Raw genomic sequence first — 14,304 nt, 5'->3', positions numbered from 1 at the left:
TCAGTCGCAATAGGCGTCGAGCACTTCGGCGACCAGGGCATCGGGTGCGCCCCGCATGCCGGCCCGTCCCAGGCCCTCGATCACGACGAAGCGGATCTCGCCGCCCTCGCTCTTCTTGTCCACCCGCATCAGCTCCAGGTAGCGCTCGACGCCCAGCCGCGGCGCCCGCACCGGCAGGCCGGCGCGTTCGATCAGCTTGCGCATGCGAGTCAGAAACTCGGGTGGCATCAGGCCCAGGCGCACCGACAGGTCGGACGCCAGCACCATGCCGCAGCCGACCGCCTCGCCATGCAGCCATTCGCCGTAGCCCAGGCCGGTCTCGATCGCATGGCCGAAGGTATGGCCGAAGTTCAGGATCGCGCGCAGGCCGCTTTCGCGCTCGTCCTGGCCAACGACCCAGGCCTTGATCTCACAGCTGCGCTGGACCGCGTGGGCCAAGGCCGCCTTGTCGCGCGCTAGCAGCGCGTCGAGATTGGCTTCGATCCAGCTCAGGAACTCCGCATCGGCGATCGGGCCGTACTTGATGATCTCGGCCAGGCCCGCGGCCAGCTCGCGCGGCGGCAGGCTGTCCAAGGTGTCCAGATCGGCAATCACGCGCGCCGGCTGGTAGAAGGCGCCGAGCATGTTCTTGCCCAGCGGATGGTTGATCGCGGTCTTGCCACCGACCGAGGAATCGACCTGGGCCAGCAGGGTGGTTGGCACCTGCACGAAGGGCACGCCGCGCATATAGATCGCCGCGGCGAAGCCGGTCATGTCGCCCACCACGCCGCCGCCCAGCGCGAACAGCACGGTCTTGCGGTCACTGGCCGTGGCCAGCAGATGGTCGACGATGCGGTTCAGCGAATCCCAGTCCTTGTAGCGTTCGCCATCGGACAGGATCACAGCATCGACGCGGGCATAGTGGGGCGCCAGCTGCGCACGCACGCGCGCCAGAAACAGCGGCGCGATCGTCTCATTGCTGACGATCACCGCGGCCGCGGCCTTAGGCAGGCCCTGCCAGGTGGCGGGACGGTCCAGCAGCGCCGGGCCGATCAGGATGTCGTAGCTGCGCTCATCCAGCGCGATGGGCACCACCCGCACCGGGCCGCCGCTCAGATCGTCATTGTTGCCGTCATGCTCAGTCATCATGCCCCGAGTGTACGGGGCGCGGCTCGGCGCCGACCGTGGCCGCCACCCGCTCGGGGCTGACCAGGCCCGCCAACTCCAGCTGCATCAGCACCATATTGACCAGCGCATGCACGGAGGGGCGGCCGGTCTCCAGCACGTAATGCGCGGTGCGCCGGTACAGCGGGTCGCGCTGCGCATAGAGCTCGCGCAACTTCTTCAGCGGATCCTTGACCTGCAGCAGCGGGCGCTGCGTGTCATGCCGCAGCCGGCGGAACAGCTCCTCGGGCGAGGAGCGCAGATAGAAGACCGTCGAGCCCTTGGACATTGCCTGGCGATTGGCCTCGCGCAGCACGGCGCCGCCGCCGGTGGCCAGCACCATGTCCTGGTTCGAGGCCAGCAGCTCGAGGATCACCTCGGTCTCCAGATCGCGAAAAGCCTCCTCGCCCTCTCGGTCGAAGAAGCTCCGGATCGGCATGCCGATGCGTTTCTCGATTTCGCTGTCGGAGTCCAGGCAGGGCATCCCCAGCTGCCGAGCCAGCTGCCGCCCGACGGTGGATTTGCCACCGCCGGGCATGGCGACGAGGGAGAGGATCAAGGCCAAAAGCCCGAGCCCCTATCAGTTCGCACTCGTGCAACTGCTGTTCTGGCCATACGGACTCAAACGGAACGGGGGCTCGCCTTCCGCTGCGACGGCTTCGGTCGGAACACCGAGTATGCGTGCCGTGCCTTCCAGGCTTGCAGCAGGAACGCCAGGTGCGGCAAAGCGGCCCATCCAGGCGGGGGGGCTCACCACCCCGGTAGCACTCACTTGAATCCGATACTCGACCCACGAACCCATGCTCTGAGGGTACTCGATGCGCACAACGGCCTGACCATTGGAGTCGGTCCTGGCCAAGCCCACGAACGAGACGGAGATATCCGACTGCCGCGGATCCAACTGTCCGTTGCCATTCAGATCCTCACCCGACTCCATTACGGTACTGCGGACCCCGCCCTTGTTGTCCTCGTTGATGCACAGCGTATTTACGGTCTGCATCCATCGGAGGCCCACACGAGTCCAGAAACCCTTCAAATAGGTCGGCAAATCAAGAACCGCGGACAACTGCACGTCCGCCTTCGGATTGTTCGCCGAGTCAACCACCAGCACCACAAAATCCTGAGCATAGGTGTGGGTGTTAACAACTAGCTTGTTGTTCGTCCCAATGGAGATCGAAACAGGCTCCTCCACGACCGTCAAGGAGATTTCTTTCAGATTCCCGGCTGGACAGGCAGCAATCTGCTCCACCGCATCGGTCTTTCCGAAGCAGGCATAGACCTTTACGCCCCCCACGGGGCTAGATCGCAGTCCGGGAACAAAACTGCTGGCTGCCACGCCGTTTGGGTCAGCGACGATGACCTTGTCGTTACCTGTCCCGACGACGCCATCCGTTCCTGACGCGTTGCCCCCTAAGCCCAGGCGCACCCGCACATTGGGCACCGGCAGATTCTGGTCGTTGCGGAAGAGCAGGCGCAACTCGGAACGATTGGCGGTACTCCCTGGCTGATTCACATTGACAACCGCGGGCGCCGCCGTGAAGGTCGCCGATGCAATCGTGGTTCCCGCAGGAACATCCGAAACCGGAGTGTTAATCTGAATATTGCTTTCGACGCGGACGTCTCCCGGCGCGACGGCCGAGATCAGGGTAGAGCCACTACCCGCTGCGGTAAAGCTATAGGTGTACTTGCCCTGGAAATTCGTTGCACCGCTTCCGGTGGCACCGCCCGGACCACTCACGGTGATCGTCGAACCCTCGATCGGGTTGCCCCCCGAGTCCAGGAGGGTGTATTCGACCGTCCCCGGCTGGCCGGCGGTCAGCGAGTTTTGCGCCAGCGATGCGGAGAGCTTGGCACCGGTTACGCGAAAAACCGTCTGGCGACTCAGGGTTCCGACCTCGGCAACGACATTGACGGTGCGGTTGTTGCGATTCGCGCCGATACGGATCGTGGCGCGAGCCTGACCATTGGCATCGGTGCTGGTGTTTGTCGCAACGATCAACGCGCTGTTGTCGTCGGAGCTGAATTTCACCGGCAGGCCAGCAACGGCATTGCGAGCGGCGTCCACGGCGGTGACGGTAGCCTCGACCGAATCCGACCCCGTGTTTGTCACGCTGGCCTTGCTCAGAATCACACTTGCGTCACTGGCCACAGGTTGTGAAGTGGTCGACTCGACGACCGCTACCGTCGCGGCCTTGCTCGCGCTCCCGGCTTTGGCCGTCACGGTGATCGTGCGCTTGGTCTTGTTGTCACCAATGCCCAGCGTCGCCTTGATTTCCCCTTTGTCGTCCGTGGCAGTCGCCAGGGGGCTGATGGTGCCGCTATCCGCTGCAAAGGTCACGGCAACGTTCTTGATCGCCACATTGTTGGCGTCCAGTGCCGTCACTGTGATCGTGGACGTCTGCGTGCCATCGTTAGGCAGCGAAGCCAAACTGGGCGCGACAGACAACGAGGCCACAGCAATGGGAGTGCTGCCGCCCCCATCCCCTCCAACTACCGGTGAGCCAGAGTTGCCACCGCCACCGCCACAGGCACTCAGCAAGACGGCCAGCGCCATGGCCGCGCACATGCGTCCTGGGGCCCGCTTCGATTTCCAAAAACCACTCATCGATAACTCCTTATATGCCGCACGTCGCGTCCGCCACGTGCGACCTCTCCCTCATGTCAACGCGCCACCACCCGGTCGGTCACAACCTTGGGGGTGAGGAATATCAGCAATTCGGTCTTGCTTGAGATACGCGACTTGCTCTTGAACAGATGTCCCAGCACCGGCACATCACCCAGCAGCGGCACCTGCGAGACATCTTCCTTTTCGTCCATCGTAAAGATGCCGCCGATCACCACGGTACCGCCGTTCTCCACCAGTACCTGGGTCTGCACATGCTTGGTATTGATCGCATAGCCCTGCGGGGTCAGGGTGCCACGGGTGTCCTTGTTGATATCGACGCTCAGGATCACGTTGCCTTCGGGCGTGATCTGCGGTGTGACCTCCAGCTTCAGGTTCGCCTTGCGGAACTGGATCGATGTTGCGCCACTGGCCGTAGCAACCTGGTAGGGCAACTCTTCGCCCTGTTCGATCAAGGCCTTGACCTGATCGGCCGTGATCACACGAGGGCTGGACACCACCTTGCCCTTGCCGTCAGCCTCCAACGCCGACAGCTCCAGGTTCAAGAAACGATTCGCCGAAGCACTGAACAAGGACAACGCGAAACTCGCGGCAGTGGCACCGCCGAACGCGTCGGAAGACACGTTCGCAGGCAGATTGACGAAATTGCTGTTGCCGTAGTTTTGGGCCACGCCTTGCCGTGTCTGCGCCCCCACCGCGTTGTAGTTGCCGCCAATCGTCACATAGTTGTTGCCCCCGACGTTGTAGCCCGGAACTCCGCCTTGTATGCCGCGCAGGTCTTGCGATCCCAATTTGACGCCTAGCGCACGGCCAAAACGGTCATCGGCTTCGACGATACGGGCCTCGATCAGCACCTGCCGCACCGGAATGTCGATCTTGGCGATCATCGCCATGATCTCTTCCAGTTTCGAGGGGATGTCAGTCAAGAACAGTTGGTTGGTGCGGGTTTCGTAGATCAGACTGCCGCGCGGCGACAGAATGCGCGCATTGTTCTGGCTGCCGCCACCTCCGCCGCCCTGCCCCGCCGTCTGCCCCGTCAACCCCTTGGCAACCTCCTCGGCCTTGGTGTAATTCAGCTGGATCGACTGGGTACGCATCGGCTCCAGGTTGGCGATCTGCGCCTTCGATTCAAGATCCAGCTTTTCCTTGGCCGCCAGCTCGTCCTTCGGTGCGATCCACAGCACGTTGCCCGACTTCCTCAGACCCAAGCCCTTTGCCTGCATGATGATGTCCAGCGCCTGATCCCAGGGCACATCCTTCAGGCGCAAGGTGACATTGCCGGTCACCGTGTCGCTGGTCACGACGTTGAAGTTGGTGAAGTCCGCGATCACCTGCAGCAGCGCCCGCACCTCGATGTTCTGGAAGTTCAGGCTCAACTTGTCGCCGGCATAACCCGGGCCCTGCGTCAGCTTGTTGGGGTCGACCTTCTGCGGCCGCACCTCCAGCACGAACTGGTTGTCGCTCTGGTAGGCGCTGTGCTCCCAGTTGCCGCGCGGCTGCACCAGCATGCGCACGCGATCGCCGTTCTGCGAGGTCGAGATCGTCTGTACAGGCGTGCCGAAATCGGCCACGTCCAGCTTGCGACGCAGCCGCTCGGGCAGTTGCGAGCGCAGGAAGTCGACGACGAGGTTCTGGCCCTGCTGCTGGATGTCCACACCGACCTGGTTGCTCGGCAGATTGACAATCACGCGGCCAGTGCCATCGGCGCCGCGACGGAAATCGATGTCCTGCAGCGCTTGCGGCGCGGCATTCAGGCTCTGCGCAAAGTGCACCGGCTCGGTCGGAGTCGCGGGACTGGCCGCAGCCACCGTCGGCGCCGGATCCAGCACGATCAGCAGCGCGCTGTCCTGCAGTTCGGCACGGTAGCTCGAGGCCTGACGCAGATTCAACACCAGGCGGGTGCGCTCGCCGGCCTGCGCCACGTTGGCCGAGCGCAGATTGCCCTGATTGATCTCGACCAGATTGCGGCCCAGCCCATTGGCTACGCCCGGCAGATCGATCGCGATGCGCGGCGGCGTCTGCACCGTGAAGCCCTTGGGCAGCTCGGTGAGCGGCTGACTCAGCTCGATGCGCAGCACCTCGGCGCCGGCCTGCTGCATGCTGTTGATGGACCGAATGGCGTTGCTTTGCGCCAGCACCTGCGCCGGCAGCAACAGGCACACGCCGAAGACCCATGCCAAGAATCCCGCCTTGTGGCGCCACTGGCTCATGCTGAAGCTCTCCTGGAAATTCTTCTTCATCGTCCCGTCTCCTGCAGCTGGAGGGTACTGGTGCGCTCGACCCATTCGCCGGCGGCGTCCTGGACGACTTCCCGCAAGGTGATGTCGGTTTCGGTGATCTGCGTGATGCGGCCGAAGTTCTGGCCGAGATAGTCGCCCGCCTTGACCTGGTGCAGCAGGTTGTCGACGCGCAGCAAGGCATAGCGGCGCGCCTGACGCGTCAGGCTGCCCACCATCGCCATGCTGTCCAAAGGGAAGGCCTCAAGCGGCTCGCGGCGGCGCCCCATCTCCGCAGCCAGCAGCGAGCTAAGCTGATTGTTCTCCTGCTTGACGGCCACGCTCAGCTTCTGCGGACTGAAGGGCTCGACGCCCACCTGTGCAGCATAGGGCTCGGGCAAAAACTTCTTGGGCGCGACCAGGGGCTGGACCGATGGCTTCACCTCGCGCCGCTGCTGCTCCATCCACTCCTGCAGCTCGCTCAGATTCGCGGCGCAGCCGCCCAGCAGCAGCAAGGCCGACAGGGCAACCGGCCACTTTGCCATCAAGCGTATCCGCAACGGGCTCATTTCTTCGCTCCCGCGTTCTTGGCCGCCGCCTTCTTCTGCTCGGCCACCTCGGTCGCATCAAGATAGCGATAGGTGCGTGCCGTCGCTTCCATGCTCAGGTTACCGCCTGCCATCTCCTTGCCTTGTGCGGGCGGTGGCGTCACTACGGTCACGTTGTGCAGGGTGACGATACGCGACAGGTTCGAGACATCGGCAGCAAACGAGCCAATGTCGTGATAGCGCCCGGAAACACGCAGCGCGATCGGCAACTCGGCGTAATAGTCCTTCACCACGATCTGGCCGGGCCGAAACAGCTCGAACTGCAGACCGCGCCCGAGCCCGGCCTGGTTGATGTCCGACAGCAGGGCATCCATCTCGGCCTTGCCGGGCAGCTGCTTCTCCAGCTGGGTCACATATTCCTCGACCTGGCTCTTCTGCTTGCGCAACTCGGGCAGGTTGATCGCCTGGGCCAGCTTGCCGCGATAGTCTTCCTTCAGGGCCGGTTCGCGGCCGCGCTCATTCTCCAGACCCGTCTGCACATCCGATAACAGCGCAAACCAGCCGACCACCACGACCAACAGAGCCACGACGACAAAGGCACTCAGACGCGGTAGCAGTGGCCACTGGCCAGGCTCGTTGGGATTTAGACCTCGAAACTGGTCTGCCGCATCCTCAAACCAGGCATTCAGGTCAAGATTGATCGATGAGAGTTTTTTGCTCGCCATATCAGCAGGTCCTGATCAGGTCCGTTTCGCCGGCGCGCTGGCGGCGCCTTCAGGGCCCTCGGCTTGCGGCGTCTTGATCGACACGCGCAGCGAGAACTCGAACAGGCGCTTCTGGTCGCGGGTATTGGCCGTCACATTGGCCAGCTTGATCTCGATCAGTTCGGGCTTGTCCAGCCATTCGGAATTGCGAGAGGCATTGCGCAGGAACTCCGACACCCGCTCATTGGTCTGTGCGATGCCATTGACCGTCACCACCTTGTCGGCCTGGCGGATGGCCGTCAGGTAGATGCCTTCCGGCGTATGACGGGTCAACTCATTGAGCAGATGCACCGGCGTGTTGCGATCGGTCTGCAGATCTTCGACGGCCTTCTGGCGCGACTTCAGCGCCTCGATCTCGGAGCGCAGATTCGCGATGTCCTTGATCTGCACCTCCAGGCGGCCGATTTCGGTACTGAGATATTGGTTGCGGGCTTGCTGCTCGTCCGTCAGATGCAGCAACAAGGCCCAGGCGGCGGCCACCAGGCCTGCGCCAACCAGGGCCGCAAACCCCATGCCGACGAAGAACGCCTGTTTGCGACGCTTGCGCTTTTCTTCCCGGTGGGGCAGCAGGTTGATCAGGATCACTGGAAAAACCTCCGCATCGCCAAACCGCAGGCGGTCAGGTAGGCGGGCGCCTCCCGGCGCAGCTTGGGCTCGCGCACCGCGGAACCCAAGGCCATGTTTTCAAAGGGATTCACCACCATGCAGGCAAACCCTGTCAGCTCGGTCACCCGTTCCTTCAGACCATTCAGGGTTGCGGTGCCGCCGGCCAGCATCACGTAATGCACCTTGTGGTGCGGCGTGCTGGTGAAGAAATACTGCAGCGCGCGGCCGATTTCCTGCGACAGGCTGTCGACAAAGGGATTCAGCACCGCGGTCTCGAAATCCTCCGGCAGATCGCCCGAGAGTTTCTTCTGCTCGGCCTCCTCGAAGGAGAAACCATATTGGCGCGAAATCAGCTGGGTCAGTTGCGAACCGCCAAAGGCCTGGTCGCGGTCATACAGCATCTCGTCGTCGCGCAGCACCTTCAGGCTGGTCGTGTCGGCGCCAATCTCGAACAGCGCCACCAGCGCGTCCTTGCCTTCGCTGGGCAGATTGGCGATCAGCCGCCCCATCGCCATGCGCGAGGCATGGGACTCGATGTCCAGCACCATCGGCCGCAGGCCGGCCGCCTCGGCCAGGCCCTGGCGATCCTGCACCCGGTCCTTGCGCGAGGCCGCGATCAGCACCTCGACATCGCCCACCGAGGTCGGGCTCGGCCCGATCACGCAGAAATCGAGGCTCACCTCATCCAGCGAAAAGGGAATGTACTGATTCGCCTCGGCCTCGACCTGGATTTCCAGCTCTTCCTCGCGCAAACCCGCGGGCAGCATGATTTTCTTGGTGATCACCGCCGACTGGGGCATCGCCAGCACCGCATCGCGGGTACGTGTGCCACTGCGCGCGACCACGCGGCGCACGGCGTCGGCCACCTCGTCGAATTTCTCGATCTGGCCGTCCGTGATCCAGCCTTTTTCAAAGGGTTCGGAGGCAAACCGCTCCAGCACCATTTCACCGCTGGCGCTCTGGCTCAGTTCCACCAGCTTGACGCTGGACGAGCTGATATCCAGGCCAATCATGGGCGGATGCTTGCGACCCAACAGTACGTCAAGTAGTCCCATGACGCTTGTTCCCCCAGTCCGGTCCCAACACGCTTTATAGCGCTGATGACTATTAATAAGTTACTTGAATGCTAGCAGCAAAGCCTTTGACGGCCCGAGGCTTTCCCGCCACAGCAAGTAACACCACGTTGCGAAACATACACGCTCGACGTGAAACGAAAGCGGGGAAAAACACCCCATCTCCGGCCCTTGAAACCGTCGGCAACCGGCGGCAACCGACCGCTTACACCTGGGCCTCGCAGCCGGCATGGCCGCCACGTCGGCTTCCTATAATGGCCGCCAGCCACCCGGAGGCCCATGAGCGACCCCAAGAAAAAGACTTCTCAGAAGAATGCTTCGTCTGAGTCCCCACGAGCCACCCCCACGCATCCCGCACTTGCCCTGGCCGGCCGAGGCCTGGCCTGGCTGCTCGGGCTGGCCGTGGCCGGCGCCGTCTCCATCCTGCTGCTGGTCGGCCTGGGCCTGGCGATGGCCTACCCCAACCTGCCCGACATCAGCGGTCTGACCGACTACCGGCCGAAGCTGCCGCTGCGTGTGCTGTCCAGCGAGGGCAACCTGCTGGGCGAGTTCGGCGAAGAGCGCCGCAGCTACCTGCCGGTCGACCAGATCCCCAAGGTGATGCAGGACGCGGTGCTGGCGATCGAGGATGCGCGCTTCTACCAGCATGGCGGGGTGGACTACCTCGGCGTACTGCGCGCCGGCCTGGCCAATATCAGCGACTCGCGCAGCCAGGGCGCCTCCACCATCACGATGCAGGTGGCGCGCAACTTCTATCTGAGCTCGGAGAAGACCTTCACCCGCAAGATCTACGAGATCCTGCTGGCCCTGAAGATCGAGAGCGCCCTGCCCAAGGACAAGATCCTCGAGATCTACATGAACCAGATCTTCCTGGGGCACCGCGCCTATGGCTTCGCGGCCGCCAGCGAGGTCTATTTCGGCAAGCCGCTGAAGGACATCTCGATCGCCGAGGCCGCGATGCTGGCCGGCCTGCCCAAGGCCCCCTCGGCCTACAACCCGATCAGCAACCCGCGCCGCGCCACCGTCCGCCAGCAGTACATCATCGACCGCATGCTGGACAACGGCTTCATCACCGAGCCGCAGCACCTGGAGGCCAAGGCCCAACGCCTGCGCTACCGGCCGCAGATGAGCGAGAACTCGGCCCATGCCGAGTACGTGGCCGAGGCCGCGCGCCAACTGATCTTCAATCAGTACGGCGACGAGACCTACAGCCGCGGCCTCAATGTCTACCTGACCGTGCGCGCCGACGAGCAGATGGCCGCCTACCGCGCGCTGCGCCGCGGCATCATGGACTACGAGCGGCGCCAGATCTACCGCGGCCCCGAGGCCTATGTGGACCTGCCGGCTAACCCCGACGACCTGGACAGCCGGGTCGCCGAGGCCCTGTCCGACCACCCGGCCAATGACGAACTGCTGCCGGCGGTGGTGCTCTCGGCCGATCCGAAGAAGGTGGTGGCGGCCCTGCAGAGCGGCGACACGATCGAGATCGTCGGCGAGGGCCTGAAGCCCGCCGCCTCCGGCCTGACCGACCGCGGCAATCCCAAGACCCGGGTGCGCCGCGGCGCCATCATCCGCGTGCTGAAGACCGGCAAGGAAGGCAGCAAGGAACCCTGGACCATCACCCAGCTGCCCGAGGTCGAGGGCGCCTTCGTCTCGCTCGATCCGCGCAACGGCAATCTGCGCGCGATGGTCGGCGGCTTCGACTACGCGAAGAACAAGTTCAACCATGTGACCCAGGCCTGGCGCCAGCCCGGCTCAGCCTTCAAGCCCTTCATCTACTCGGCCGCGCTGGAGAAGGGCCTGACGCCCAGCACCGTGATCAACGACGGCCCGCTGTTCTTCGATGCCGCGACCACCGGCAGCCAGCCCTGGGAGCCGAAGAACTACGACGGCACCTTCGAAGGCCCGATGTCGATGCGCCGCGCGCTGGCCCGTTCCAAGAACATGGTGTCGATCCGCGTGCTGCAGTCGGCCGGCGTGCATTTCACGCAGGACTGGATCGGCCGCTTCGGCTTCGAGGCCGAGAAGCACCCGGCCTATCTGACGATGGCCTTGGGCGCCGGCTCGGTGACGCCGATGCTGATGGCGCAGGGTTATGGCGTGTTCGCCAACGGCGGCCATCTGCTGGCGCCGCGCCTGATCGCCAAGCTGACCGACAACAAGGGCCGACTGCTCTACGAGGCGCCGGAACTCTCGGCGCAGGACACGCCGCAGGTGATCGAGCCGCGCAACGCCTTCCTGATGAACAGCCTGCTGCAGGAGGTCACGCGCAGCGGCACCGCGGCGCGCGCGCAGGGGGCCCTGAAGCGCCCCGACCTGTACGGCAAGACCGGCACCACCAATGATTCGATGGACGCCTGGTTCGCCGGCTTCCAGCGCGAGGTGGTGGCGGTGGTCTGGATCGGCTACGACCAGCCGCGCAAGCTGGGCAGCCGCGAAACCGGCGGCGGCCTGTCGCTACCGGTCTGGATCGAGTACATGGGCTTCGCGCTGCGCAATGCGCCGGTCGCCGAGTACAGCGCGCCCGAGGGTGTCGTGAACCTGAACGGCGAGTGGTACTACGAGGAGTTCTCGGGCAATGGCGGCGTGCGCGCGCTGGGCAACGAGGCCGGCAACGCGCCGCAGGAAAGCAGCCAGGAAGAGAAGAAGAGCATCCTCGACCTCTTCCGCCGCTGAACGCCCACCCCCTACGGCCTTCGGCCGCCCCCTCAAGGGGGCACGCCCGATGGACCGGCAAAGCCGGATCCACGGGCGTCGTGCGGTTAATGCACGACTTGTGCGTCAGGCCTTGTACGTCAGGCTGGAGTGAACTGCAGGGCGCGGCCGCCCTGCTCACTGGCGGCTTGCGACAGCACCGCATGGAACTCGCGGCCCTCACGCTCCAACCATTGGCCGGCCACATGGCGGAAGTGGTAGCCGCCGCTGCGCGCGGCCAGCCACAGCTCCTGCAGCGGCGGCTGGGTGTTCAGCACGATCTTGCTGCCGTTCGGGAAGCTCAGCTCCAGCAGGCCGCCGGTGCGGTGCGTGTCAATGTCGATCACGTCCGCCTCCAGCCAGGCATCGGTCTGCGCCTCGACGCCGGCCAGGATCGCATGGGTCTTGGCGTGGTAGTCGGCATCGCTGAGCGGGGTGGCGGCGGAAGCGGCGGTCATGACCGATAAACTCGTGGGAATGAATACGACCGCAAGTGTAGGCCCGCGCGCATGCGCCGCCCTGGGCATCGCCCTGATCTCCCTGATGCTGGCAGGCTGCGGCCAGAAGGGCCCGCTGAAGCCGCCGGGGCAGCCGGCCAAGCCTCCGGCCGCCACCGCCTCGCAGCCCAAGGCCTGAAGCGGCAGCGCGGGCCTTCGCTCAGGCCCGGCCTTCCTCGACGGCGTGGCAGGCCACCTGCACGCCCTTGAACTCGCGCAGCGCCGGGCGCTCGGCCTTGCAGCGCTCGTTGGCATGCGGGCAGCGCGGGTGGAAGCTGCAGCCGCTGGGCGGATTCAGCGGGTTCGGCACCTCACCCTGCACCGGCGTGCGCGCACGGCCGCTCATGTGGATGTCGGGAATCGCATCCAGCAGCATGCGCGTGTAGGGATGGCGCGGCGCGCTGAACAGGTCGGCCTTGTCGGCCACCTCGACCAGGCGACCCAGGTACATCACGCCGACCTGGTCCGACACATGGCGCACCACCGCCAGGTTGTGCGAGATGAACAGATAGGTCAGGCCCTGCTTGCGCTGCAGGTCCTTCATGATGTTCAGCACCTGGGCCTGCACCGACACGTCCAGCGCCGAGGTCGGCTCGTCGCAGACCAGGAACTCGGGCTCGGTCGCCAGCGCGCGCGCGATCGAGATGCGCTGGCGCTGGCCACCGGAGAACTGGTGCGGGAACTTCTCGGCATCGACCGGCGACAGGCCCACCGAACGCAGCAGCTCGCCGACGCGAGTCTTCAGCTCCTCCGGCTTGCTGATCAGCCCATGCTCGCGCAGCGGTTCGGCGATGATCTCCTGCACCTTCCAGCGCGGGTTCAGCGAGGCATAGGGATCCTGGAAGATCATCTGCATGCGCCGGCGCAGCGCCGGCGCGCCGGCGCCGGCCAGGGTCTGCGCGGTATCGCTGCCGTCAAAGCTGACCGCGCCGCGCGTGGGCTTGTACAGCCCCACCAGCAGGCGCGCCACCGTGCTCTTGCCGCAGCCGGACTCGCCGACCAGGGCCAGGGTCTTGCCCTTCTGGATGCGAAAGCTGACGCCGTCGACCGCATGCACGAAGGCCTTGGGCTTGCGTTCGACGACGCGGTTCAGCCAGGGCGGCGAGACATCGAAGATCTTGGCCAGATCCTGGACTTCGACCAACGCTTGTTGGCTCATACGACAGCTTCCTTCTGGGCGGCATGCAGCCAGCAGGCCGCACGCGTGGCGGACACCGGCGTCAGTTCGGGGCGCTCGGTGCGGCAGCGGCCGAACACCTTGGGGCAGCGCGGGTTGTAGGCGCAGCCGGTGGGGATGGCATTCAGGCGCGGCATCGCGCCGTCGATCTGCAGCAGGCGCTCGCGATCCTCGTCCATCGCCGGGATCGATCCCATCAGGCCCATCGTGTAGGGATGGGCCGGCTTGTGGATCACGTCGTGCACGGGACCGATCTCGACCACGCGGCCGGCATACATCACCGCGACGCGGTCGCAGGTCTCGGCGATCACGCCCATGTCGTGCGTCACCAGCATCACCGCGGCGCCCTGATCCTTGCAGATGCGCTTGAGCAAGGTGATGATCTGCGCCTGGATCGACACGTCCAGCGCGGTGGTCGGCTCGTCGGCGACGATCAGCTTGGGCTCGGCCGCCAGGGCCAGCGCGATCACGACGCGCTGGCGCATGCCACCGGAGAACTGGTGCGGGTACTGGTCGATGCGCGCCTCGGCGGCCGGGATGCCGGTCTGCTTCAGCAGGTCGATCGCGCGCGTGCGCGCCTGCGACTCGGTCAGGTTCAGGTGCGTCGTGATGGTCTCGATCAGCTGGCGGCCCACCGTGTAGAGCGGGTTCAGCGAGGTCAGCGGATCCTGGAACACCGCGCCGATCTGGCGGCCGCGGATCTTGCGCATCTCCTCGTAGGGCAGATTGTCGATGCGCCGACCTTCCAGCAGGATCTCGCCGCTGGCGATGCGCCCGGGCGGGTCCAGCAGGCCGATGATGGCAGCGCCAGTCAGCGACTTGCCGGCGCCCGATTCGCCCACGACGCCGAGGATCTCGCCCGGTGCGATGTCGAAGCTGATGTCGTCCAGCGCCAGCAGGGTGCCGCGGCGCGTCGGGAACTCGACGCGCAGGTTGCGGACTTGAAGCAGAGGTGCGGTCATA

Annotated in this window: 13 protein-coding genes; 2 read left to right on the top strand and 11 right to left on the bottom strand. The window is 64.9% G+C overall.

Annotation, left to right across the window (positions count from 1 at the left end; genetic code table 11):
* Genes aroB through G8A07_RS06030 form a run of 8 tightly spaced genes read right to left on the bottom strand, consistent with a single transcriptional unit; the run spans position 1 to position 8,955 of the window.
* Positions 1 to 1,128: a 3-dehydroquinate synthase gene (gene aroB, locus G8A07_RS06065; RefSeq protein WP_213086240.1), complete on the bottom strand. Its 1,128-nt coding sequence runs from the start codon at positions 1,126 to 1,128 to the stop codon at positions 1 to 3.
* A complete protein-coding gene (locus G8A07_RS06060) occupies positions 1,118 to 1,681 on the bottom strand; it encodes a shikimate kinase (RefSeq protein WP_195797617.1) in 564 nt (187 codons plus the stop codon). The genes aroB and G8A07_RS06060 overlap by 11 nt, the downstream gene beginning before the upstream one ends.
* A gap of 42 nt (positions 1,682 to 1,723) precedes the next feature.
* Positions 1,724 to 3,748, bottom strand: a complete 2,025-nt coding sequence (locus G8A07_RS06055) for an Ig-like domain-containing protein (RefSeq protein ID WP_195796180.1) — start codon at positions 3,746 to 3,748, stop codon at positions 1,724 to 1,726.
* Positions 3,749 to 3,804: 56 nt separating this feature from the next.
* A complete protein-coding gene (pilQ, locus tag G8A07_RS06050; RefSeq protein ID WP_195796179.1) occupies positions 3,805 to 6,006 on the bottom strand; it encodes a type IV pilus secretin PilQ in 2,202 nt (733 codons plus the stop codon).
* Positions 6,003 to 6,551, bottom strand: a complete 549-nt coding sequence (locus tag G8A07_RS06045; RefSeq protein ID WP_195796178.1) for a pilus assembly protein PilP — start codon at positions 6,549 to 6,551, stop codon at positions 6,003 to 6,005. Before G8A07_RS06045 ends, pilQ begins: the two co-directional genes overlap by 4 nt.
* The gene (locus G8A07_RS06040; RefSeq protein ID WP_195796177.1) at positions 6,548 to 7,255 is read right to left on the bottom strand and encodes a type 4a pilus biogenesis protein PilO; all 708 of its coding nucleotides are present in this window, start codon (positions 7,253 to 7,255) and stop codon (positions 6,548 to 6,550) included. Before G8A07_RS06040 ends, G8A07_RS06045 begins: the two co-directional genes overlap by 4 nt.
* A 15-nt stretch (positions 7,256 to 7,270) precedes the next feature.
* Positions 7,271 to 7,879, bottom strand: coding sequence for a PilN domain-containing protein (locus G8A07_RS06035; RefSeq protein WP_195796176.1), 609 nt, complete (start codon positions 7,877 to 7,879; stop codon positions 7,271 to 7,273).
* Positions 7,876 to 8,955 (bottom strand): pilus assembly protein PilM, encoded by a 1,080-nt coding sequence (locus G8A07_RS06030; protein ID WP_195796175.1) that lies wholly within the window; start codon positions 8,953 to 8,955, stop codon positions 7,876 to 7,878. The genes G8A07_RS06035 and G8A07_RS06030 overlap by 4 nt, the downstream gene beginning before the upstream one ends.
* A gap of 297 nt (positions 8,956 to 9,252) precedes the next feature.
* Between G8A07_RS06030 and G8A07_RS06025 the strand changes: the two genes are divergently transcribed.
* Positions 9,253 to 11,649, top strand: a complete 2,397-nt coding sequence (locus G8A07_RS06025; protein WP_195796174.1) for a penicillin-binding protein 1A — start codon at positions 9,253 to 9,255, stop codon at positions 11,647 to 11,649.
* A 119-nt stretch (positions 11,650 to 11,768) separates the two neighbouring features.
* Here the strand turns inward: G8A07_RS06025 and cyaY are convergent, their stop codons facing one another.
* Positions 11,769 to 12,125, bottom strand: coding sequence for an iron donor protein CyaY (gene cyaY / locus G8A07_RS06020; RefSeq protein WP_195796173.1), 357 nt, complete (start codon positions 12,123 to 12,125; stop codon positions 11,769 to 11,771).
* Between cyaY and G8A07_RS28070 the strand changes: the two genes are divergently transcribed.
* On the top strand, positions 12,124 to 12,303 hold the full coding sequence (locus G8A07_RS28070; protein ID WP_371816434.1) for a lipoprotein: 180 nt from the start codon (positions 12,124 to 12,126) through the stop codon (positions 12,301 to 12,303). The genes cyaY and G8A07_RS28070 overlap by 2 nt on opposite strands.
* Positions 12,304 to 12,324: 21 nt before the next feature.
* Here G8A07_RS28070 and G8A07_RS06010 read toward each other — a convergent pair whose 3' ends face one another.
* Entirely contained in the window at positions 12,325 to 13,323 is a 999-nt protein-coding gene (locus G8A07_RS06010; protein WP_195796172.1) for an ABC transporter ATP-binding protein, read from the bottom strand.
* The gene (locus G8A07_RS06005) at positions 13,320 to 14,303 is read right to left on the bottom strand and encodes an ABC transporter ATP-binding protein (RefSeq protein WP_195796171.1); all 984 of its coding nucleotides are present in this window, start codon (positions 14,301 to 14,303) and stop codon (positions 13,320 to 13,322) included. The genes G8A07_RS06010 and G8A07_RS06005 overlap by 4 nt, the downstream gene beginning before the upstream one ends.
* Position 14,304 lies beyond the last annotated feature (1 nt).

Origin of the sequence: Roseateles sp. DAIF2 (genome assembly GCF_015624425.1) — a bacterium.
Lineage (GTDB): Bacteria > Pseudomonadota > Gammaproteobacteria > Burkholderiales > Burkholderiaceae_C > Kinneretia.
Note: the sequence above shows the minus strand (reverse complement) of the source record. Positions and strands in the feature narration are given on the sequence as shown.